This is a genomic window from Spirosoma liriopis (genome assembly GCF_023196085.1).
Lineage (GTDB): Bacteria > Bacteroidota > Bacteroidia > Cytophagales > Spirosomataceae > Spirosoma > Spirosoma oryzicola.
Genome location: NZ_JALPRF010000001.1, coordinates 1,792,405 through 1,813,972, shown reverse-complemented (window position 1 = coordinate 1,813,972; position 21,568 = coordinate 1,792,405). Strand labels below are relative to the sequence as shown.

19 protein-coding genes are annotated in these 21,568 nt (G+C 50.3%); 11 read left to right on the top strand and 8 right to left on the bottom strand.

Annotated elements, in window-relative coordinates:
• Positions 1-30: 30 nt before the first annotated feature.
• The 5 genes from M0L20_RS07495 to M0L20_RS07475 form a co-directional block, all read right to left on the bottom strand.
• Positions 31-816, bottom strand: coding sequence for a caspase family protein (locus M0L20_RS07495; RefSeq protein WP_248476324.1), 786 nt, complete (start codon positions 814-816; stop codon positions 31-33).
• 3 nt (positions 817-819) lie between these two features.
• A complete protein-coding gene (locus M0L20_RS07490; protein ID WP_248476323.1) occupies positions 820-1,617 on the bottom strand; it encodes a PP2C family protein-serine/threonine phosphatase in 798 nt (265 codons plus the stop codon).
• Between the two features lie 3 nt (positions 1,618-1,620).
• The gene (locus M0L20_RS07485) at positions 1,621-2,223 is read right to left on the bottom strand and encodes an FHA domain-containing protein (RefSeq protein ID WP_248476322.1); all 603 of its coding nucleotides are present in this window, start codon (positions 2,221-2,223) and stop codon (positions 1,621-1,623) included.
• Positions 2,224-2,228: 5 nt separating this feature from the next.
• The gene (locus M0L20_RS07480; RefSeq protein WP_248476321.1) at positions 2,229-3,164 is read right to left on the bottom strand and encodes a hypothetical protein; all 936 of its coding nucleotides are present in this window, start codon (positions 3,162-3,164) and stop codon (positions 2,229-2,231) included.
• A 70-nt stretch (positions 3,165-3,234) separates the two neighbouring features.
• Entirely contained in the window at positions 3,235-4,014 is a 780-nt protein-coding gene (locus M0L20_RS07475) for an FHA domain-containing protein (protein ID WP_248476320.1), read from the bottom strand.
• 358 nt (positions 4,015-4,372) lie between these two features.
• Between M0L20_RS07475 and M0L20_RS07470 the strand changes: the two genes are divergently transcribed.
• The 3 genes from M0L20_RS07470 (at position 4,373) to M0L20_RS07460 (ending at position 6,795) form a co-directional block, all read left to right on the top strand.
• A complete protein-coding gene (locus tag M0L20_RS07470) occupies positions 4,373-4,924 on the top strand; it encodes a hypothetical protein (protein ID WP_248476319.1) in 552 nt (183 codons plus the stop codon).
• A 136-nt stretch (positions 4,925-5,060) separates the two neighbouring features.
• On the top strand, positions 5,061-5,717 hold the full coding sequence (locus tag M0L20_RS07465) for a GDSL-type esterase/lipase family protein (protein WP_248476318.1): 657 nt from the start codon (positions 5,061-5,063) through the stop codon (positions 5,715-5,717).
• A gap of 61 nt (positions 5,718-5,778) precedes the next feature.
• Positions 5,779-6,795, top strand: coding sequence for a zinc-binding alcohol dehydrogenase family protein (locus M0L20_RS07460; protein ID WP_232560229.1), 1,017 nt, complete (start codon positions 5,779-5,781; stop codon positions 6,793-6,795).
• 31 nt (positions 6,796-6,826) lie between these two features.
• On the opposite strand, the gene M0L20_RS07455 is transcribed toward M0L20_RS07460, so the two are convergent.
• Entirely contained in the window at positions 6,827-9,592 is a 2,766-nt protein-coding gene (locus M0L20_RS07455) for a S8 family peptidase (RefSeq protein ID WP_248476317.1), read from the bottom strand.
• 79 nt (positions 9,593-9,671) lie between these two features.
• Positions 9,672-13,703: a S8 family serine peptidase gene (locus M0L20_RS07450; RefSeq protein ID WP_248476316.1), complete on the bottom strand. Its 4,032-nt coding sequence runs from the start codon at positions 13,701-13,703 to the stop codon at positions 9,672-9,674.
• A gap of 236 nt (positions 13,704-13,939) precedes the next feature.
• Between M0L20_RS07450 and M0L20_RS30105 the strand changes: the two genes are divergently transcribed.
• The 4 genes from M0L20_RS30105 to M0L20_RS07435 all read left to right on the top strand — a co-directional run bounded on the left by M0L20_RS30105 (position 13,940) and on the right by M0L20_RS07435 (position 16,236).
• On the top strand, positions 13,940-14,071 hold the full coding sequence (locus M0L20_RS30105; protein WP_262923858.1) for a hypothetical protein: 132 nt from the start codon (positions 13,940-13,942) through the stop codon (positions 14,069-14,071).
• A 123-nt stretch (positions 14,072-14,194) separates the two neighbouring features.
• On the top strand, positions 14,195-14,692 hold the full coding sequence (locus tag M0L20_RS07445) for a hypothetical protein (protein ID WP_248476315.1): 498 nt from the start codon (positions 14,195-14,197) through the stop codon (positions 14,690-14,692).
• Between the two features lie 218 nt (positions 14,693-14,910).
• Positions 14,911-15,393: a 5-(carboxyamino)imidazole ribonucleotide mutase gene (gene purE, locus M0L20_RS07440; RefSeq protein WP_232560224.1), complete on the top strand. Its 483-nt coding sequence runs from the start codon at positions 14,911-14,913 to the stop codon at positions 15,391-15,393.
• Positions 15,394-15,405: 12 nt separating this feature from the next.
• Entirely contained in the window at positions 15,406-16,236 is an 831-nt protein-coding gene (locus M0L20_RS07435) for a LysM peptidoglycan-binding domain-containing protein (RefSeq protein WP_232560223.1), read from the top strand.
• A 49-nt stretch (positions 16,237-16,285) separates the two neighbouring features.
• On the opposite strand, the gene M0L20_RS07430 is transcribed toward M0L20_RS07435, so the two are convergent.
• Positions 16,286-17,128 (bottom strand): DUF481 domain-containing protein, encoded by an 843-nt coding sequence (locus M0L20_RS07430; protein ID WP_354004164.1) that lies wholly within the window; start codon positions 17,126-17,128, stop codon positions 16,286-16,288.
• Positions 17,129-17,235: 107 nt separating this feature from the next.
• Here M0L20_RS07430 and M0L20_RS07425 point away from each other — a divergent pair, with 107 nt between their 5' ends.
• The 4 genes from M0L20_RS07425 to M0L20_RS07410 all read left to right on the top strand — a co-directional run bounded on the left by M0L20_RS07425 (position 17,236) and on the right by M0L20_RS07410 (position 21,547).
• Positions 17,236-18,204 (top strand): Gfo/Idh/MocA family protein, encoded by a 969-nt coding sequence (locus M0L20_RS07425; protein ID WP_248476314.1) that lies wholly within the window; start codon positions 17,236-17,238, stop codon positions 18,202-18,204.
• Positions 18,205-18,251: 47 nt separating this feature from the next.
• Positions 18,252-19,424 carry an AIR synthase related protein gene (locus M0L20_RS07420; protein WP_248476313.1) on the top strand — a complete coding sequence of 391 codons (1,173 nt, stop codon included), beginning with the start codon at positions 18,252-18,254 and terminating at the stop codon, positions 19,422-19,424.
• Between the two features lie 173 nt (positions 19,425-19,597).
• Positions 19,598-20,602, top strand: coding sequence for a hypothetical protein (locus M0L20_RS07415; protein ID WP_248476312.1), 1,005 nt, complete (start codon positions 19,598-19,600; stop codon positions 20,600-20,602).
• Between the two features lie 324 nt (positions 20,603-20,926).
• The gene (locus M0L20_RS07410; RefSeq protein WP_248476311.1) at positions 20,927-21,547 is read left to right on the top strand and encodes a thioredoxin family protein; all 621 of its coding nucleotides are present in this window, start codon (positions 20,927-20,929) and stop codon (positions 21,545-21,547) included.
• The last annotated feature ends 21 nt before the right edge of the window (positions 21,548-21,568 follow it).

Below are 21,568 nucleotides of genomic sequence, written 5' to 3'. Positions count from 1 at the left end.
ACTATTGGGTTCTGTTGCACATTGCCGAATTTAGAGATAGGCCAGGCCCAGATCATCCGAAAATCGACCGTAAAAAATAGGGGTCTGATGACCACGGGTTTCCTGCCGGACTCGGGGCGATACGTAAGCGTGCAATTCCCGAATCGTTACAATTTTATTTTTGTCGAGATCAGCGTGGCCATGCAATCCCTTCAGCAAGTAATAGGTAAACGCACCACCCGCCAACCTGCCCGTCTCAACGGCACTCTGGGTAGATCGGCTGGCGAGGATCATGGCCACATTGGTGTCATCGCCAAGGCTGCTGCCGACTGTTTTCAGCAGGTTTCGCTGGCTCGTCTGCTGCTGCGTCATACTACCCGACAAACAGGCGTCGGCGATACACAACTTTGTGGCTGCTTCGGATTGTCGAAACGCTTCTTTGATAGCCTGATGCGTCAACAAACCTTGCTGATTGTCCAGACGAACGTCGTAGGGAACGAAGCTGCTAGGCAGGCCATGACCGGAAAAGTAAAAAATAACGCGATCACCGGCTTGCGCCTGTTTAAAGAGCGTCAACGCCTGTCGGATATTCGCGTAGGTAGCCTGCTGGTTCGTTAAGAACCGAATATGCGAAGCTGGTAACGATCCGCCCGACCGGCTTTGTAAAAACGATACAACCTGTCGGGCATCTCTGTCGGCGTAGCGTAAATCGCCGTTCCGGCTGGTCAGCTCTTTGTAATCCGAAATACCAACTACAACGGCGTACGTCTGCGGCTGTGGGGTGGGATCAAGCCCAGCCAGCAAAATACCCAGACAACTCATCAAATAAGCCAGCATCGTTTAAGAAAAGATAGAAGCCAAAATGGATTTTTGCTGCGTTACCTGTTTAACGCTAATCAGGTAGCCTGAATAGTTGTCTTTCGTGTGCCCGTCGCATAGACTGAGCAGGGCCTGTAACTTAGCCATGTCCGGTATATCCTGCGCCAGCACCGTTTCCAGCGCATATTCGTCGAGCCGCTCCAGCGCTCCATCTGTACACATAAAAAAATAGTCGCCTTCCCGAACATCGGTCAGAACGGTGCTGTCGGGTACCGATTTCGTTTCTTTCTTATCCGAACTGGCTACCACAGCCCGACTAAGCCGGTTTCGCCACGGATGAGTCAGTGCCTGCGTAGCCGTGATAATGCCGGCCTCTACCATGTCGTTTACCTGTTTATGGTCCTGCGTCTGAAAGACGATCTTTCCAGCACGCACTTGATAGATTCGACTGTCGCCAATGTGCGCTGCTGTAACGCCCTGCTGATGCAATTGAAGCAATGCCAGCGTAGACCCCATGCGGCTCACGAACGGGTGTTCGCCTAGATAATCGGTATAAGCCTGATAGGCCATATCAAGAGCCGTTTTTAAATGGACTGCATCAAAGACAGGATAATCCAATGATGAGGCATAACGGGCAACGGCTTCGCACAACAACTGACTGGCAATCTCTCCTTTATCCGCTCCTCCCATACCGTCGCAAACGATAAAAAGCTGCGTCTGCTCGTTGGCTAAACCTACCGCCGGATACAACGTATCCTGATTGATAGTTCGTTGACCAATGTGAGAAAAAGCAAGGGGTAACGATGGATGAATAAACATAAATTATTGAGTACTGTCGGGGTTGAAGGCCAACTCCGTTTTATAGGTCTCCAGCATGACCGGATTAATCATAAAATGCTTCAGGAGAAAGCGGTCAGCACCACCTAGTGCAATGATTTCGCCGTCGGCGACATCGATAATTTCCGTTTTCTGCAAGGGGGTTCCGTTGAGCAAGGTCCCGTTGAGGCTCGACTGCTGCTCTCCCGTGACCGGGTCAGGAACACCATCCTGAAGCTGATACCGCAACTGACCCGACCATTTATCGAACGTTACGGTCAGCGTACAGTGCCGCCGACTGATGAAGCACCGACCGTTATGCATAAACCGATCAAGCTGAACGACGCAGGACTCGGACGTGCCTATCGTGTTATGGCCAAATTGTAGCGCGAAAGTCGTTGGCGTACTACCCAAATACGTTAGCTGCCCGAATCCGGGAAGACCGTTCAACAGGCTTTCGTCGTAGTAAAATCCGCTTGTCAACGTATTGGTGGCTCCGCATCCGACGTGCGAGCAGGTTATCGATCCCCGTTCAGCGTCGGCGGTTCTGACCATAATCCGGCGATTGCACTGCTGACAGGTAATAAGCGTTGTTTTAAATCCACTCATGCTTACTATTCGTCCATGTCGCGGACATCACCATTGTTGATATACGTATCGTCTGATTCGGCTGAGTGAGTCAGGTAGTGATTCGTATCCGTATCGATATCATCATCGTCCTGTTCGTCATCGGCTTGGTGCACATCGACTGGAGCATCGTCCGGCTCAAGCACGGAATCAACGGCTTCTTTGGGCATGTTTTCTTCCAGACCCTGATCGAACTGGTCGTTAGTCAGTATGAAGGGGTGCTCTATTTTTGAGGCACCTACTAACTCACCGTCAAGTGGATCGTAGCGGTACACCGTGTCAAGTCCCTGATCGCCGGTTGCGTCGACCACGCGGTACGTGTAGCCATCTTCCCCTTCCAGAACGAGCGTGTCAATTATGCCATCCTGATCGAAATCAAGACCCATCACCCGCTGACCGTTTAGATGGCCTTCAATAATCGTAGGTTCGGCGGGTGCTTCTACATAAGTTGCAGGAGTAGGGTCCGCAGTGGTTGATGGACTGTGATATGGTTTAACGGGCAGATGTTCCTGCGTGATCATTTCGGTGAATTCTTGGCGTTGCTCAAGCGACAGGCTACTCCATTCTTCTTTGTCGAACGTATTATACCAGCGACCGTGCCAGCTAAACAAACCGCCCATACCTACTTCATCGCGAGCGGTTTCAAAAGCCTGATTGAAGGACATAGAATCGGTCACTTTCCCCGCCACATCAATGTCCTCAGGTAATGTTGAAATTTCAGCCTGGTCTTGAGGTTCGCTCGGGGTTTCTGTGCCAGGGTTTTTAGTAATGGCCCATGCTGCTCCGCCGAGTAGGATAGCGGCTGCTGAGATGCCCAGGATTTTCTTTTGTTTGTCGTCAAGACCTGGTTTAGCGGAAGTAGACGGTTGAGGCATAGGATAAGCGTCGGTTTGAAGGTCGGTTTTATCAGAAAATTGTGTCATGACACGATGAATGTTTGATGATGTGGGTTTATAGGGTTCGTAGGCAAAAGGTGAGCGGAAAAAGCAAAAATTAGTTCACCCAAACGGCCTGACAACGCCGACAGGATTTTTGTTGGGCCAGCAGTTCCCATTCTCTGGTACCAAAAGGGTCGCGGCAGGTCGCGTTAGGGCAACGGTACTTTTCCCGGTACTCTTTATCGATGATCTCCAGCTTTTCGTCGGTCGACAGAAGCGTTGAACAGAGTGTAGGGACCAGCACGCTCAATCCCGCACTCGACATGATATGAAGCAGCGGTAGCGCGGTACCGCCCGTGCTTAGGACCGCACCTACACCCACAAGCGACGAAAGAATAACACTGCCTGTGCGAATCATTTTTTCGCGGTTGCGGCAATCCCGGCGAAGCTTGGGATACTGTTCGTAAACCTGTTGCAAGTCGGCAAACTGCGCCGTAAAGTCTAGTTCTGGCTTACTTTTTAGTGTTTCGTCAGCTGGCTTTGGCGGCTTCGGTGGACTTATTGCTGGCTTTTCCTGCTCGGTACGGATCCGTTTAAGCAATTGATCAACCGTGTACTCCGCGTCGGCTAGTCGAATGCTGTCTGTAGCGTCGACAACTTTTCGGGTAATGCGCACACCGTTAACAAAGGTGCCGTTTTTACTGTCCAGGTCTTCGATAACGAAGCTAGTGGGGCTGCACTGAATCAAACGGGCGTGCTGACCGCTGATTTTTACATTGGCAATAACGATTTTGTTATCGGCTTTCCGGCCAATGCTATAGATAGGCAGCTGGCTCAATTCATCAATGAGGTTTGTAAACTGATCCCCAGTAACAAAGGACGATGAAAGAGACATGGCAAGTTAATTACTCTATAGGTGTGATGGATAGTTGAGCAATTTATATGTTTTTCGATAAATAAGACTATTGTGTGTAGCTACATATTTAGTAAAAGGTAAAAATAATACGAGTAAAACCAGTGCAGTGGTACAAAGAATCGCAACAGGATCAGCATGTATACGGTAATCGAGTAACTAGCTGGTTAGAAATGACTCAAAAGTACATAAAGCGGAGTTCTTGGACTTTCCGATTGGGGACAGTTTCTTGTCAGTTGGGGACACTGCGTTTTGAAAATGTAAAAACTTTACGTTTGTGAAGGAGGATAAGCATCTGACAAAAAGGTCAGGACATAGTTATCTACCCAAAGAGCTATTTATGAAATTCTCCTTATTTGACCGGATTCTGTGGATTGTGTTGCTGAGTTTTACGGTCGGTATTCTTCGGGCGCAGGAAACCGCCGATTTTCGTAAAGTGCGTTGGGGGTTTAATCCAAAGCAGGTTCGGGAAGCCGAAACGGTCAAGCCAAGCTCCGTGAAGCGCGAAAAACTGGTTTATACGGGTGTGCCATTGGCTGAACGATCCGTCGGCCTCGAATATAATTTTAACAGCGATTCGTTGCTGTCAGCTTCCTACTACTATTACACGACCGCGTCGGTCACCAAAGACGACGTTATGGCGACAGCCGCCGATTTTGAAACGCGGCTTAAAGAAAAGTACGGACCGGGAAAAGCGTCGCTGTTGGGCGATGTTCGAAATACCATCTGGATTACCCCACGAACGCAGATCAACCTTTCTGTTGGCAACGTGGACCGGGGCTGGTCGGTGGAAGTGCAGTACCTGTGCCGCGTTTGTGCTCCCGGCCAAAAAAGAAACGGTTCGGCTAAGCAAGAAACGTTCAAACCGCGCAACGATGTCCCTGATTTTTGAACAGGCTTTCCCGCCAATCGACATGTATCAACCAAGTTTTGGGGTTGAATAGGGACTGTCCGCCACAGCATCGTATCTTCGTGGCTCATTCTCAATAAAATAGGCGAGCGATTTTGCTGGTAAGCGCCTGACAGGTATGAAGCATAACTTCTTAGTTACCATAGTAGGCGTATTGACCCTTTTTTTGTCAGGATGTAGCGACAGCGATTCGCCGGGCAGGGCTGAAAAAATTGCCTGTATTGGAACTAGCATAACCGACGGGTATGTGCTGCCGACAGCGCAAACCTATCCTGTTCAGCTTCAAACACTCGAAGGAACCACCAACAAAGTACTGAATTATGGTGTAGGCGGTACAACCGCGCTGAAGAAAGGTGACAGCCCTTATTGGAGTGCCCAAAAATACCAATACGCGCTGGATTGGAAACCATCTATCGTGATCATCGAATTTGGTACGAACGATTCGAAGAAGCAGAACTGGCGGTATAAAAGTGAGTTTACGAGCGACTATACAAGTCTGATTCGGTCGTTTCAACAGTTATCCAGCTCACCCAGGATATATATGTGTGTGCCACCACCCGCTTTCAATACCAACTTTGATGTCGATCCGACCGTATTGAGAAATGAAGTAATGCCTTTGGTGAACGCCATTGCCAAAGAAAATAACATTGAACTGATTGATTTGTATACACCACTGGTCGGAAAGGACAGTCTCTTTGTTGACGGAATTCATCCCAACGCCAAAGGAGCAGCGCTAATCGCCAGTGAAGTGTATAAAGTGATTTCTCCCAAGTAAGAAATTTAGGGTGGTAACTTTATAGTAAGTAATCTTGCTGATAAATCCGCATAAACGATTCATGAATACCTTAGTGTGTACCGCACCGGGACAGTTTGCTTACCAAGAAGCGCAGAAACCGGCTTTATCAACTGGAAACGCCCTCGTCAAAATCCGACGGATTGGCATTTGCGGTACCGATTTGCACGCTTTTGAAGGAACACAGCCTTTTTTTAATTATCCCAGAATCTTGGGCCATGAGCTAGCGGGGGACTTAGTCGATGCAGATGGCGCTCCCGATTTTGCGGTTGGTGAAGCGGTTACGTTTATCCCTTACTTCAACTGTGGGTATTGCATCGCTTGCCGGTCGGGTAAACCCAATTGCTGCGTTCGGCTTCAGGTTGCGGGCGTTCACATCGACGGCGGGATGGTCGAATACCTTTCCGTTCCAGCTTATTCGTTGGTACACGGTCAGGGATTGAGTCACGACGAGTTGGCATTGGTTGAACCACTGGCGATTGGTGCGCACGGCATTCGACGGGCGGATGTGCAGCCGGGCGAGTTTGTGCTGGTCGTTGGTGCCGGACCCATCGGGTTAGGTGTCATGGAGTTCGCCCGGATTGCTGGCGCTACGGTTATTGCGCTGGATATCAACGAAAATCGGTTACGTTTCTGTAAAACACGATTAGGCGTTACCCATACCGTCAATGCGCAGGCATCCGATGTCGCGGAACAGTTAGCCGCCATTACCAACGGAGACATGCCAACGGTTGTGATTGACGCGACTGGAAGTTTACGAGCCATTAATACGGCTTTCTCGTATTTGGCCCATAGTGGTCGCTATGTCTTGGTGGGTTTGCAAAAAGGCGAGATCAGTTTTTCACACCCCGAATTCCATAAACGGGAAGCCACTCTGATGAGTAGTCGCAATGCGACGCGTTCCGACTTCGAGCATGTCATCGCCAGTATGAAGCAGGGGCTCGTTGAACCAACGACCTACATTACGCACCGGGTCGCTTTTGGCGAAGTACAGGCTGAATTCGAACATTGGCTTGACCCGGCTAACGGCGTCATCAAAGCAATGGTTGCAGTTGAGTAGCCTATGGCTTATTACATGCTAATCAGCAGCATCATTTTTTGATGAACCGTACGATACGTGCTCGATCACGGTCAATAACGCGCAGGTAATAAACGCCCGCTGGTAAATCGCTTACGGTCAATGTCGTCTCAATCTGCCCATTGCTAGCTTTGCTTAGTGCGGGCGACAAGTGGCTCTGCCCGTTTATGTCCAGCACGCTTATCGTCACAGCACTGGTGTTTGGATACGCATACTGAATTGTAAGCGTTTGCTCCGCCGGATTTGGATAAACCGTAAACAACGAATCGGTAGGAAGCGATACCGCTGTAAGAACCGGTAAATGAATCGTTCGTTCGGTTGACCAGCCTACGCAGTTCTGCTGAGTTACCCGCACTTTATAAACCCCCTGCTCACTAACCGACAGTCGATAATCAGCGGCATTGGCAAGGATACTGTTATCGCGGTACCATTGGTAGCGATAGTCCGTTCCGGTGGGCGCATACAGCGTTACGGTAGCTCCTCGCAGCAGAACGAGTTCGGTTTCCGCCGGTTTTAGACTGACTGTACCAACGGTACTTTGCCGTACGGAAACAGAATCAGAGAGTGACTGGCAATCTTGCTGCGTTAGACGAACCTGGTAGCGACCCGGTTCTACGACGGTAAGCGTGCTTGATTGGGCGTCGGGCAGTACAGTTCCGTTGCGCAACCATTCGATTTGGCCGTCTACTGCGTTCGTTGCCGTAAGCTGGAGGGGTGGGCCATTGGGGCAGAGCAATTGTGTCGTCGCTGGACTTATCAAGGCACGGGGCGCTTTTGTCTGCACACTGACCGGCGCAGACGTAACAGAGCAACCGCTTGCATCGGTTATCCGTAGTGTATAGGAGCCGACCTGGGTAGCAGCATAGGAGGCACTGATTGCACTTTTGATCGCACTGTTGTTAAATAGCCACTGGTAAGAGAAACCCGTCTTGTTTTCGGAGTGGAGCAGCACGCTATCGCCCGTACAAAGTGTCGCGTCTTTCGGTGAAACCGTTGCGGTAAAGGGGCACTGAGTACCACGCAGACCACTCACGATGACGGAAAACGGCTGCCCGGCATACGTCATTGTACTCTTATGCGAAACGGTCAGGGTATACACTTGTCCGGGTACGGGGTTAGACAGGTAAATCTGTTCAACATTGTCGCGCATGTTATCGCCGGTTGTGGCGGAGTTCGCTGGCTTGTTTGGGTCCAGAACAAACGGTAAGGTGGTGATTCGGCCATCGCTCAGTCGAATGTCGAGATCGTTAACAAGTTTGGGCGTTTGGCTGTTCAGCGAAGCCGGAACAACAGGGGTTGCCGCTCCCTCCGGATCGGTCCAGCACAGCGTTATGATTAACGGATCAGTACCTTGTGCCGTCAATCGCTGCGTGAATGTTCCACCTGCTTCCAGGGTCTTTTCCAGAATGAGATGTGTCTGGTTGGTGTTCAGAATCACACGGGCAGCGGCTTCTGTGTTGAGCAGACCCCAGCCCTGGCGGTAATCGGGTCCGGCGGCTGGGTTATCGCGGTCGGCGGTGTGCAGGACCAGGCCGCGCAACGTGGCCGACCGCATGAACTGACTGGCAAACTGTGAATTGATGGCTGCTTTTTGTTGTGCGTAAAGCTCCTGTAGCAACGCCAGTGAACCGGTGACGTTAGCCGATGCCATCGATGTTCCTGTATAATTGCCGTACGCGGAAGAATTCGTAGACAAGGTCGAGAAGATATCGCTACCCATGCCTAACAGATCGGGCTTGATCCGTCCGTCGTCGGTCGGGCCCCAGCCACTAAACGAAGTCGTACTGATGGACGCGGGTTGGTTCTGATCCGTTCGGGTTACATCGGCGGCTCCAACGGTCAGTACATTCTTGGCAGTTGCTTCGGCTGGTATTACGTCGTAAGCGTTGTTTCGGCTTCGAACCAGCGTGCTTTTATCGGTAGTATTTTTCAGGAAATACGGAGTTCCGGTCGGTGGGCCAGTTTCTGCCCGTTTGTTATCTGCCGACCGCACCATCAGATAGAAAGGATTATTGTACGCAATACGGTCGAAGTCGCGGGCTTTGGCTGTGTAAAAACCAAACAGGTAATCCTCGGTCGTACTGATGCTGGTGTTGCCCCACCATTCCCATTTCAGGGTCGGGTCTGAACCCGGTCTGGACGGATTATACACCCAGCCCGCTACAGGACCGTACGCGTGATTAGACACTAGTAGTCCCGAAGCGGCTGCGGCTATTTCTATCAGGTCGTCGTTATAATCCCAGATGGACAGTCGAGCCCCGTACGCCATGCCCTTCGCCTGCGGATTGATCCCACGGGCTACCAATGTTCCGGCCAGATGCGTGGTATGATCGTTCAGCTCCGTTGCCTTGTCCATTTGTTGGAGTATAGCTGTACCGGGTACGTCCGTACTGGGAAACTCCTGATGGGATGCCAATGCCTGGCCGCCATCCCACAAGCCCACTTTACCGATTAGGGTGCTACTACTCCCTGATAAATTTAGCTGTAAACTTCCGCCTTTGTAAAGAGATTGAGTTCGGGTGCCGCTAGCCGCTTCCGCGTTGTGTAACGTGTAATAGATCGGTTCACCTGCTGGATCGATCTCCTGAAGGACAAGTCGTCGGTTACGGGAATAATCGCTGTAAATCGGCCAGTTGTATTTACGGGCTAACCGATGTGTTTGTTGACGAAGGATGCTGTAACGCTGATTTAGCTCGGTCTGCCAGCTTGATGATGAATTTAGTGAGCGCTGAGCCAGACAAAGCGTATTTACGGATAAACACGTAGCAAGGCAGTACACGGCTCTAGTCGTAACCAAACGCCCGTGTACTGCCTTGATGCTTAAATTCTTAAGTAGATAAATGTAGTTGATACTCGCGCTACTGTTTACGAATGCGTTTTACCCAGTTCGTCTGGGTTTTGTCATCCGAAACCACTACAAAAAATGTACCGCCTGGTAAATCTGATACATCGAGTTCTGCCGAGTAACCTTTTCCGTCTCGCTTCAATGTTGCTGTCCGAAGCGTCAAACCACGAACATCGGTTAGCCGGAGGGTAGGGGGTTGCTGAAGTGAAATGGCCGACGATAACGAAATCGTTATCTGACTGGACGCCGGATTGGGGTAAACAGCCAGCGTATTATCCTCGGCGACGGGTTCGGTTGCCAGAATGGTCAGATACACACCACCGGATATTGCCGCGCCACACCCATTTACATTTCCCTGAACCGTGTAGCGACCCGTTTCGACAACAGCGTAGGTTGAGTTTGTAGCACCGGGGATCGGAACACCATTGATCAACCATTGAACATCCGAAGTTGCATTTGTCGTCAGCGTAAGACTATTGATCGTAATCACTGGCGGTTGGGCCGTTTGAATTGCCACTGGGATTACCGCCGACTGAACAGGAGTGCATACGTTGGCTACGCGAACGCTATAGTTGCCCGTACTCGTTGCGGCAAGGGTACTGCTGGTTGCCCCTGAAATCGCTTGTCCATTGCGTAGCCATTGGTATGTATAATCGGTACCCGTGGCTGCACGCAGCAATACACGATTTCCCTGACAAACCGTGGTTGAGCCATCGGCGGTGATGCTGGCTGTAGCTGCCGTAGCGGTAGTCGATGTGACGGGGGTTCGCTGAACAGCCGGACAATCGAGCGAACGAACTCGAAGATTGTAAAAGTAGTACCAGGCGTTCTTAACGGTATCGACCGAAGTCCCGTTATTGTACAGCGCTCCCTTTATGTTGACAATAGGCGTACCGGATTGGGTGGTAGCCTGAAACGGAAAGCCTGTAACGGCGGTATTGCTGCGGAAGATGGATGCGCCACCAGCATAATCGATCGTTATCTGGTACTCGCCCGATACTGGAATTCGTAAATTAAGCGGATAAACAGCGCCTTGATCATTTGGATCATCAACCAGTTGCCCATTGACAGTGGCCGTTAGGCTCTGATTTCGGGTTGGTGCTACATCCAGCGTGACGCTCGAAATCGCCGTGTTATCGTATCGTCGGACGGTAAATGTCAGCTGACCCGCGCTGGCAATGTAAAGGCGAGCGCTTTCCAGAACGACAGGAACGGTAGTCGTAATCAGCGGAGCCGGACCAAAATTACCACTGTAACTACCTCCGCCAAAAGCGCGTTTGTCAGTTGGACCAACAATTGCCGAAAACTCACTCAGCGTGGCGTAAAATTGGCCCGTGGCTGGCAATGCTGGGGCCGTTGTTTGATTCCCGGCTGCAAGAAGGTTGCCACCAACGGGTGCATCGTACCAGAACGCGACACCACCGCCGGCATTACGCAGTGAAATAGCGGCATCGTTGCTACAGCGGACTGCGCTAAAAATTCCGTTCGTTGGGGCAGGGGCAGTTGTGCGTGTTTCGGTTAAGACGTTGTTGGCCGGATATTGGTCTGTGCTCAGGTTCGTTGTGATCGTAAAGCGGTACGTCTGACCAGCTGCCAATGTCGTACTGGCCGGAACTTGAAAGGTTAGAACGCTGTCGCGAAAGGCACCGATTTGCCCAATCGTATTCGTAAGCGAGGTAATTAAGGTATTGCTGGCATCGGTGATCTGCACCGTTACCGGCACGTTCCGTTGCACAGCCGTGCCCAAATTTCGTACGCGAACGGAGACAATCAACTCCGTATTGGTCTGGCCGCAAAAATTAGTCTGGGGAGAAACCAAGGCAACCGTACTCAGATCGTTAGCCGTCTGCACCACGTTGAGTACGTAATCCTGTGTTTCACCGTTGGCGTAATTACCGCAGGGAAGCACAGTAGCCGCGTTGTCCGTTTCGCTGGCGATAATACGAAGCCGCAGGATTTGGCCGTTCTGCGCACTGGTCGAGATAGGAATGGTTGCGACAAACTGCGACGTATTGCTGATAAGATTTGAGGTGGCAACAGTTTCGCCCGCATCGTCGAAGCTGCCATTCTGATTCCAATCGATGAACGCTTTTACGATAGCGTTTTTCGTCGTCCCACAGGTGCCTAGCGAAATAGTCAATGGAAGTTGTTGCCCTGCCTGAACGGTAGTCGTTACGCCCGTGAAATCGGTGTAGGATGTACAGCCATCGGCACCCGCCTGGTTGATCGCTCCGAACTGCACCCGGCTGATCCTGGTGTCGGCGGTTGAGGTGGGGGCCGAAGCACAGTAGGCCGTGCCGCCAATGCCACTCACCAGCAAGGCGTAGTCCTGCTTGCTTCCGTTCAGGGTGCCTTTGTGGCTAACCGTAATCGTATAGCTTTTTCCTGGAATTGGGTTAGCAACCAGTACCTGCTCAACATTATCCCGGATGTTGTCGCCACGGGTTGCCGCAGTGGCTGGGCTGGTTGGGTCCAGCACCCACGGTTGCGAAGTCGTTTGTCCGTCGCTGATGCGTAGGTCAAGGTCGTTAACGAGCTTGGGTGTTCGGTTATTCAAACCTGTATTGGCAGTTCCGGCCGGGTCGGTCCAGCAGGTTGTCGCTACGAGTGGCCCCCGCCCAGATGCGACAACGGTCAGTGAGTAGGTTTCGCCTTGGTTCATGGTACGTTCGTCCAGCAAATGACTCTGGTCGGCGTTCAGAATCACGCGTCCGGCCTTTTCCATATTTAGCAATCCCCAGCCGAAGCTGTAATCCGGACCAGGAGCCGATCCGGCTTCGTCGGCGGTATGCAGTACCAAGCCTTTGAGCGTTGACGAACGAAGAAAACGCCCGCTGTTCCGTTGCGAAAACAGTTCTTGCAACAGCAGCACCGATCCTGCCACATTGGGCGAGGCCATCGATGTACCGCTCAAGGTTGTATAGGCGCTGTCACTAGCCGAACTCGTTGACAATATGGACACACCCACACCCGCAATGTCGGGCTTGATCCGGCCATCGTCGGTTGGGCCCCAACTGCTAAAATCGGCCAGCGAAATGTCTGAAGGTTGGTTGTAACCATTTGCCAGATAACTCACCGCAGAAACGGTCAGAATATTTTTGGCCGTAGCGTACGTACTTACCAGCTCGTACCCGTTTTGGTCGTTGCGGGGGGCTGTACTAAGCACATTGCTACTGCCCAGATAATAAGGTTGCCCGGCACCCGGACCATTTGTTCCCCGGTCGTTCCCGGCGGCTTTTACCAACAAAAAATTCGGTGAGTTGATTGCAATTCGATCCCATGATGCGGCATTTGCGTCGTACAACCCAAACTTATAATCTTCGGTTTTGCTGATCGTCGTGTCGCCATACCATTCCCACTTGGTCGCTGTTGTTCGGCTATCGTTATAAGTCCAGCCCGCCTTGGCTCCGTATGAATGGTTAGAAACCAATAAGTTAGGAGCGGCCGTACTGATCTCTGACAGGTCACTATTGAAATCATACGCCCGCAGGTTGGTACCGTACGCCATTCCACGTACCTGCGTGTTGACGCCCGCAGCCATCATGATACCGGCCACGTGCGTAGCGTGTACATCGAGCGTCGTGGCATTATCGACTTGCGTAACCCGGCTTGAGGTACCGCTCCTAAATTCATAGTGCGTATTTCGGATCTTCCCACCGTCCCAGATGGCAAGTTTGTCTCTCAGTGTACTACCCGATAAGGATAAACCCAGACTGCCACCGGTATAGAGCGCATCAGTTCGGGTGGTCTGCCCCGCCCGGGTTACGCTGATGGTCTTATCATAGAGCAGTTCACCCCGCTCCGTAATGCCGCGCAGTACCGAGACTGTACCGTCCGGATGACGCTGCTCAACGGGGCGATTCAGACGGCGGGCAAGAGTAAGCGCCTGCTGATAATTATTGGTCTGGAACTGGGTAAGTGTTTTTTGTAAAGCTTGTTGATTCGCTCGTTGTTGAATCGTGTATTGGGGCAAAGGTTGTGCCTTGAGCGTTGACGTGATTAGTACAAAAAGCAGACCTGCCAGCGGTCGTAAATGTTGTCGCATAGAATACAATCGAACTGCTTGGTCCGGCTAATGGAAAGAGATTGTGTATCTGTATACGATAAAAGGGATGGTTGTGTTGCGAAACAGAATAGGCACAAAATCAATTAAATTAAATTTTAATGGTAAGTGTTTGTAAGTTGTTGACACGTAGTTCGTTATGGCGTGTAATTAGCTTTCCTGCGGTTAAACATTGATGTTCTTTTTCGGTCTTACTGACCTAGCTAACCTAAAGTTATATGGACAGATCAGGCAAACAACAACATACCCGTTACCTGTTAGCGAGAGCAGGTTTTGGCGCAACCCCATCTAAACTCGAAGAGGCTGCGCACAAACCGCTCCGCAAAGTGGTGCGACAATTGCTCCGGTAGGTATTAACGTTGGTTGTATAGAAGTTAACGAGAAAAACTATCTAATTGTACTCTAGATCAAACCATTATTGACGAATGATGATGAGACATGTATCAAGTATAGGTTCATTACTAACAGCATCTTTGTTTGCCTTCTCCGCTATACAGCCGGAAAGGACTATTCAAGAAAAAGATCTTACTCAATGTGTTAGAGCGTTGTCGATTGAAAATAAGGAGTTGACGGATAGCCTACAGCGGTACTTAAAATATGTGAGTCAACATGAAGTTCCAATTGTAGCTGTTCAGAAGGTAGGCGATACAACGCATTATTATGTTAGCGCTTTTATCTCAACTTATTCTATCAAACAAAACCCTCCCAGTGCAATTGTTAACTTTATTGATCGCGAAGCACTTCTCTACACGGGAAAATCGTCTCTAAGGCAAACGTCTCCCAAGTGCTATCAAGCTTTGTTGAAGAAGTATCATAAATTGCTACATATCGATGTAATTAATGAGCGGGATAAAGTAAATTCTGACAATCCTCCATTGTATACTCATGATCCTATCTCAGCAGACGTTGCTGTGGCTACCAATGGGCGCATCGTTATGCATTCAAACGGGCGCTTTCCTTTTACAAAATAATTCGGCAGCTTACTAGAGCACCAGCAAGCAGTACTGCTTGCTGGTGCTCTAGCTTTTATTGTATTAAAACTTACACAGTAACTAGTAATCACCTATCGTTAGGGCTAACTCCGCGTTTTTCATAGGCTTTGCTCACTACAATAATATTTTCGGTGCTTACCATAAAAGTCTGCTATAAACTGCGTTATTTCGCAAAGAGTCAATTTGTATTTCGCTGAATGGTAGGCATTATTATGGGTAGCCTTTCTGACCGTAAGGTCATGCAAGAAGCTGCCGACGTTTTAACAACACTGGGTGTAGTTTGGGAAATGGATATCGTATCGGCCCACCGTACACCCGAAAAGATGGTCGAGTACGCCAAGACTGCCCGCGACCGGGGCATACGGGTTATTGTAGCCGGGGCTGGTGGCGCAGCGCATCTGCCCGGCATGGTGGCTTCGTTGACAACCTTACCCGTTATCGGGGTTCCGGTCAAATCCAGCAATTCGATTGACGGGTGGGATTCGGTTCTGTCGATCTTACAAATGCCCGCTGGTGTTCCGGTAGCTACAATGGCCCTCGATGGCGCGCGAAATGCCGGAATTCTGGCCGCACAGATCGTCGGAAGCACCGATGAGCGGGTTGCTCAAAAGTTGGCGCAGTTCAAAGACGAATTGAAAGAAAAAGTGGCCGAGATGAGCCGTCAGCTGATTGCACCTTAACCATACATCCGAATGGAAACTGATAATCAAACGACAAACCCACGTCCGACCGGGAGTTCCGGTTTGCCCGCTCTTACGCTTATCGTACTGGTGGGACTGATCGCGGCTTTGCTTTACGTTGGTTATGAATACATTTCTGACGATACCAACGGCTCCGACGAACTGACGAATGTAGCGCTCGATACCACATCGCAGCAACCCATTGCACAGGATAACGGCGAAATGCTGATGGCTCCCGAAAACGTCGATACATCGTCGCAGCCCGCGCCGGTCGATCTGTCGCAGGCGGAACCACCCGCCGACGCTCCCGAAGCCAACGCACAGGCAGAAGAAGTCGCCGAAGGTAATCGCGAAACGACCGATGGCAAACCAGGGCCAAATGAGAAATCAGACGCCGAGAAAGCAGCGGCTGAGAAGGCTGTAGTGGCAAAAAAAGAAGAGAAGCCGAAAGAGGAAAAACCGAAGGAAGAAAAGCCTAAGGCCGAGAAGCCAAAAGAAGAGGTCGCTATCGTTAAACCGAAAGTTAAGCCGGGGGGTGTATCCACTGCGTATACGGTTGGATCGGGAGAAACCTTTTACGGCGTAGCGAATCGGTACAACATGAAAGTCAGTACGTTGAAAGCGTTAAATCCGGGCGTAGCCGAAAGCGATGTGAAAGCCGGGGTGACGAAATTGAACGTTAAAGTGATGGCGGTTCATACCGTTGGTCCGGGTGATGTTTTGCGGGTAGTCGCCCAGAAATATGGCGTCAGCAAAGAAGCCATCATGCGCGCCAACAAACGCGACAAGGACATTGCAACGCGAGGTGAACGATTGATCATTCCGTTTCCTGACAGACAATAATCGACAAGAGAAAAAATAAAAGGGAGGCCATCAACTGATGGCCTCCCTTTTATTTTTTCTCGTAAACCAATCCGACCGTAAAGCGAAGGTCGTTATTCTGCCGACCGGGTACAACCAGACTTTCGTATGCATTTGCCAAGGTAGTCCGTAGGCTGGTCGCTGCTGTTAGTTTGACCTGGACGCTCACACTGGCATTCCAGCGAACATTGTATTGGCCAAGAGCCGGTTGGTAAAACGCCGTGTGCGTAACCGTGAAGCGGTCCTTACCAAAGACATACTCGCCGTACAGTCGTGTTGAATTACGAAAGATATTGATGTCGTCCAGCTCCAGAAAGTCCGTGTATTCCTGCATCAGTACGTCCGTAATCGAAATATAAGCCCGCTTGCGATTCAGGACCTTAAAACCAGCCCCGCCCGCTATGGTCCAGCGGTGATTGATTTGCCGGAGGTTACTGCGTTCGTACGAGCCAAAAGCCAGGTAATACAACCGTTGTTCGTGGCGATACGTCGTACGCAGATCACCGAACCATTCGCGTTCGGCCAATAGACCGTTTTGTTTACCGTACACAAACGACGGATTACTGGACAGTTTGAAATAATTACTTAGTTGATAGTCGACGGCGCTGGTTAGTTGCAATAAGGCCCGATTGACGTTACCAGACGTAAATGTACCGTCGGCGGTGAATCGATACCGGAAGATAGGCGTCACGGGCTTGGCAACCTCGGCTTTTATGGTGTCCTTGCGGGTGGTCGCTACGTTGCTTGAATCGGTTTTAACGGAATCGGGCGTTGACGGGCGTAACGGGTCGGGCTGTTCAACGATTTGGGCAAAGACACTGGAAAAACAGAAAAAAAGCACACTGACTACACTAAGAATTTGAATGTTTTTCACAGGATATTGAGACGGTAAGGGCCGCAACTTAGGAAAAAACTATAGATTTGGTCGACGGTTAACAGCCCAATTTATTCAACCGCCCTTTACTCAATCGGATAAGACCTATGATACGCTGGGGAATTTTAGGACCAGGACGCATTGCCCATAAGTTTGCTCAAGACTTGCTAACCGTACCCGATGCGCAGCTGTACGCCGTCGCTTCGTCAAACCAGCAACGCGCCGACGAATTTGCCCAACAATACGGGATCCCTCATGCGTTTGATCGGTATGACGATCTGCTCACCCTGCCGGATCTGGATGTTGTGTACGTGGCTACTCCGCACACAGAACACCACAAAAACGTGCTGATGCTGCTCAAGGGGGGCGTCGCTGTGCTGGGCGAAAAACCGTTTGCCATGAACAGTGAGCAGGTACGCGAAATGGTCGAAATAGCCCGTTCAAAAAAGGTATTTCTGATGGAAGCGCTTTGGAGTCGATTTATGCCGGGAATCGTCCGCGCACTCGAATTGGCCCAATCAGGAGTTATTGGCAAGATTGTTTCGGTAAAGGCTGACTTTGGATTCAAAGCGCAATTTTCGCCCGAAGGTCGCTTGTTCAACAAAGCATTGGGTGGGGGCGCCCTGCTCGACATCGGTATTTACCCGCTGTTTCTGTCGTACCTGTTTTTGGGAAAACCAACGTCCATCAAAGCATCGGCCATCTTTGGTACAACCGACGCGGATGAACAGTGCGGTATGGTGATGACCTACGAAGGCGAACAACTCGCTTTACTGGACTGTACCTTACGAGCGAAAACGGATTGTGTCGGCATCATACAGGGGGAGTTAGGGCAAATCCGAATTCATAGTCGCTTTCACGAAACGAAAGGAGTGACCCTTCACGTAGAAGGCGAGGAGCCAGCTACGTTTGATTTCGACCGGACGACGCACGGGTATGATTATGAGGCCAACCACGTGATGCAATGCCTGAGCGCAGGCCTGACAGAAAGCCCGCTCTGGTCGCTGGAGGATAGTCTGAATTTGATGGCCTTGCTCGACGCAGTCAGGGCTGAAGCCGGAATTGTGTACGAATAGCGAATTGTTGGGCGAGCCGCATCTTTTTTTCTCCTTACCTTTGCAGCATGACCGACCGTTATGCCCAACGCGGAGTTTCCGCCAGTAAAGAAGACGTTCACAACGCCATCGCCCAACTCGATAAAGGCTTATTTCCAAAGGCGTTTTGTAAAATAGTACCCGATACGCTGGCTGGCGATCCGGATTATTGTACGATCATGCACGCCGATGGAGCCGGAACAAAATCGTCGCTGGCTTACCTCTACTGGCGCGAAACGGGTGATCTGAGCGTATGGCGGGGCATTGCGCAGGACGCGGTCGTGATGAATACCGACGATCTGATCTGTGTAGGTGCAACGGGGCCAATGCTGTTATCATCAACCATTGGCCGTAATAAAAATCTGGTTCCAGGTGAGGTGATTGCCGAACTCATCAATGGTACCGAAGAAGTACTACAAACGCTTCGTGATCACGGTATTGAGATTTATAGCACGGGGGGCGAAACGGCGGATGTTGGCGATCTGGTCCGTACTGTCATCGTTGATAGCACCGTCATTGCCCGGATGCGCCGTGATCAGGTAATCAGCAACGACCGTATTCAGGCGGGTGATGTCATTGTCGGGCTGGCTTCGTTCGGTCAGGCAACGTACGAATCGGTCTATAATGGCGGTATGGGTAGCAACGGCCTGACATCGGCTCGCCATGACGTACTGGCGCATTACCTGGCTGATGCGTATCCCGAAAGTTTTGATCCGGCGATTGACCGGAACCTTATTTACAGCGGATCGAAGCGGTTGACTGATTCAATTGCCGTTGGTTCTGGCGAGAATGTAACCGTGGGCCAACTGATTCTGTCGCCAACACGCACCTACGCACCTGTAGTGAAAGCATTGCTTGACGAGCTACGCCCCCATATTCACGGCATGGTGCATTGTTCAGGTGGGGCGCAGACTAAAGTGCTGCATTTTATTGACAATCTACACGTTGTCAAAGACAATCTCTTTCCAACTCCGCCGTTGTTTGCGCTTATTCAGCAGGAAAGCGGAACGAACTGGCAGGAAATGTACAAAGTCTTTAATATGGGCCATCGTCTGGAAGTTTATTTGCCTCAAGACCTCGCTCAGCAAGTGATTGACGTGTCGAAGTCATTCGGTATTGACGCGCAAATTATTGGCCATGTAGAAGCTTACTCAGGAAAACAAGTCACTATTCAGTCGGAGCACGGTACATTTTTGTATTGATTTTCTTGTGAGTAAGGGATAAGTAGCTAGATTGCAGGCGTTAGTGACATAATGCCGTAGCATCTGCCATGAAAAAGCTATTTACTCTTATCCTTCTTTTAACAACGCACATAGTCTGGAGCCAAACTACCCCCTTTACCGCTTCTTGGAGTTTTGAAGGAACCCGTAGCGGGGTGTCAACATCTTCTAATGTTGTTGCCAGTGACGCATCGCCCGTCAACGTACTTGTTCCCAGTGTAGGTGGCTTTCCCAGCGGTCAGGTTGGTAAAGCCATCAACGTCCAGAACTGGTCCAATGCCAATTGTGCCGGAGACGAGTACTTGGAAATAAGTGTTAGCCCACAGAATGGCGCTTTGCTTACGCTGTACACGCTTTCATTTTACTACAGCCGTTCGGCACAGGGGCCAAATTTGATTCGGGTACGTTCCAGCGTTGATAATTTTGGCAGCGATATCTTCAACGGAGCGATTACCGCTCAGGCAGTACCTTACCAGTCAGTGTCTCTGTCGCTTTCTGGCCTGAACAGTGGCTTTACGAATAATGCAGGTTCGGTAGCATTCCGGTTTTATGGTTGCCAGCGTAATCAGATTAACGGGTCAATGCGGCTGGACGAAATTGTCATCAATGCCCAGGCGCTTCCTGTTACACTTGTCTCGTTCGGGGCTAAGCCACAAGGAGAGCACGTTCAACTAAGTTGGGAAACCGCCTGGGAACGCGACGCCGACTACTTTGACGTACAGCGAAGTGCTGATGCAGCCGAATTCATAACGATTGGAAGAATCAATGCCCAGGGTAATTCAAACTTGCACCGGTACTATGGTTTTACAGATGGTCACCCCGTTGATGGTGCCAATTATTACCGGCTCAGGCAGGTAGATACAAATGGGCAGATCGCATACTCGACGATTACGGTGGCGGTTATGGACAACCTGACACCATCACTGGAGGTACTAGGAAATCCAGCAAGTCGAGAAGAAATTCGCGTATCTGTACGAAATATGCATCAGGCCACCTACCGTCTTACAACGCTAACCGGGCTGGAATTGCCTTTGACGTTGGTTGACCAATCCGGTGGAGTTTTACTGCTCAAACCTAACCAGCCGCTCGTACCGGGTGTGTATCTTCTGTGGGCTGAAGCCGGAACGAAACGCCTGATTCAGAGAATTGTTGTCAACTAAAAGAAGCAAGACCAAACCGGTGCTAGTCTGTACCGAACAGTCGATCTCACCCATCAATCAGCCTGAATAGGGCTCTTTGCCCACGTTCCATCAATCCAGTTGATTTTCGGTGACCATTAAGGGCAGAAAATCAGCTGGTCAATTTATTAAACTACTAAGTCCTTAAATTACTAGCTGTCAGTTACAGCTACTATCAATAGGTTTGTTAGCTTTGGGCAGTAAACGCTTGTCGGCACAAAAGCAGGTATTCGACTAGGAATCATCCGGTTAATCTTTTGGCTTCATTCGTTGTCTAACAAACAAATGCTAAAAGGACAACTTATTATGAATCGCTGGTTGCATCTGCCCTTTTTGATGTGGCTGATTGTAGGAATTGCGACTGTTTCGTATGCTCAACTCCCCAGAGGATACACGATTGGCGATGGTGTAGCTGATTTTCGCTTAAAAAGCACCAATGGACAGACGGTTTCGCTTGGCGACTATAAAGCGCAAAAAGGGTTGATCGTCGTTTTTACCAGTAACCATTGCCCATTTTCTAAAGCGTACGAGGATCGTTTGATAGCCATTGACCGAAAATTTGCCCCGCAGGGCTATCCGGTTCTGGCGATCATGCCCAACGATCCGGCCGCTTACGAAGATGATTCGTTCGAAAACATGAAAAATCGGGCGCGTGATAAAGGATACTCTTTCGTGTATGCAATGGACGAGACGCAGGCTGTAGCGAGAGCATTTGGCGCTACCCGGACGCCAGAAGTGTACGTATTAAAGCATACCAACGGACAGTTCATACTCGAATACGTCGGTACGATTGACGATAGCCCGCAAGATGGGACAAACGTACAGCGACGTTACGTTGATGAAGCGGTTACCAGTTTGTTGGCTGGCCGTCCGGTACAGTCTCCGTTGACCAAGCCAATCGGCTGCGCCGTCAAATGGAAGAACTAGAAAACCCTACCACATTGCACT

What these genes read in the sequence shown, in the direction of transcription:
- M0L20_RS07475 (WP_248476320.1), bottom strand. Translation starts at nt 4,014, where the DNA reads ATGTCTCTTTCATCGTCCTTTGTTACTGGGGATCAGTTTACAAACCTC.
- M0L20_RS07450 (WP_248476316.1), bottom strand. Translation starts at nt 13,703, where the DNA reads ATGCGACAACATTTACGACCGCTGGCAGGTCTGCTTTTTGTACTAATC.
- purE (WP_232560224.1), top strand. Translation starts at nt 14,911, where the DNA reads ATGGTAGGCATTATTATGGGTAGCCTTTCTGACCGTAAGGTCATGCAA.
- M0L20_RS07490 (WP_248476323.1), bottom strand. Translation starts at nt 1,617, where the DNA reads ATGTTTATTCATCCATCGTTACCCCTTGCTTTTTCTCACATTGGTCAA.
- M0L20_RS07485 (WP_248476322.1), bottom strand. Translation starts at nt 2,223, where the DNA reads ATGAGTGGATTTAAAACAACGCTTATTACCTGTCAGCAGTGCAATCGC.
- M0L20_RS07435 (WP_232560223.1), top strand. Translation starts at nt 15,406, where the DNA reads ATGGAAACTGATAATCAAACGACAAACCCACGTCCGACCGGGAGTTCC.
- M0L20_RS07410 (WP_248476311.1), top strand. Translation starts at nt 20,927, where the DNA reads ATGAATCGCTGGTTGCATCTGCCCTTTTTGATGTGGCTGATTGTAGGA.
- M0L20_RS07480 (WP_248476321.1), bottom strand. Translation starts at nt 3,164, where the DNA reads ATGACACAATTTTCTGATAAAACCGACCTTCAAACCGACGCTTATCCT.
- M0L20_RS07425 (WP_248476314.1), top strand. Translation starts at nt 17,236, where the DNA reads ATGATACGCTGGGGAATTTTAGGACCAGGACGCATTGCCCATAAGTTT.
- M0L20_RS07465 (WP_248476318.1), top strand. Translation starts at nt 5,061, where the DNA reads ATGAAGCATAACTTCTTAGTTACCATAGTAGGCGTATTGACCCTTTTT.
- M0L20_RS07460 (WP_232560229.1), top strand. Translation starts at nt 5,779, where the DNA reads ATGAATACCTTAGTGTGTACCGCACCGGGACAGTTTGCTTACCAAGAA.
- M0L20_RS07470 (WP_248476319.1), top strand. Translation starts at nt 4,373, where the DNA reads ATGAAATTCTCCTTATTTGACCGGATTCTGTGGATTGTGTTGCTGAGT.
- M0L20_RS07495 (WP_248476324.1), bottom strand. Translation starts at nt 816, where the DNA reads ATGCTGGCTTATTTGATGAGTTGTCTGGGTATTTTGCTGGCTGGGCTT.
- M0L20_RS07420 (WP_248476313.1), top strand. Translation starts at nt 18,252, where the DNA reads ATGACCGACCGTTATGCCCAACGCGGAGTTTCCGCCAGTAAAGAAGAC.
- M0L20_RS30105 (WP_262923858.1), top strand. Translation starts at nt 13,940, where the DNA reads ATGGACAGATCAGGCAAACAACAACATACCCGTTACCTGTTAGCGAGA.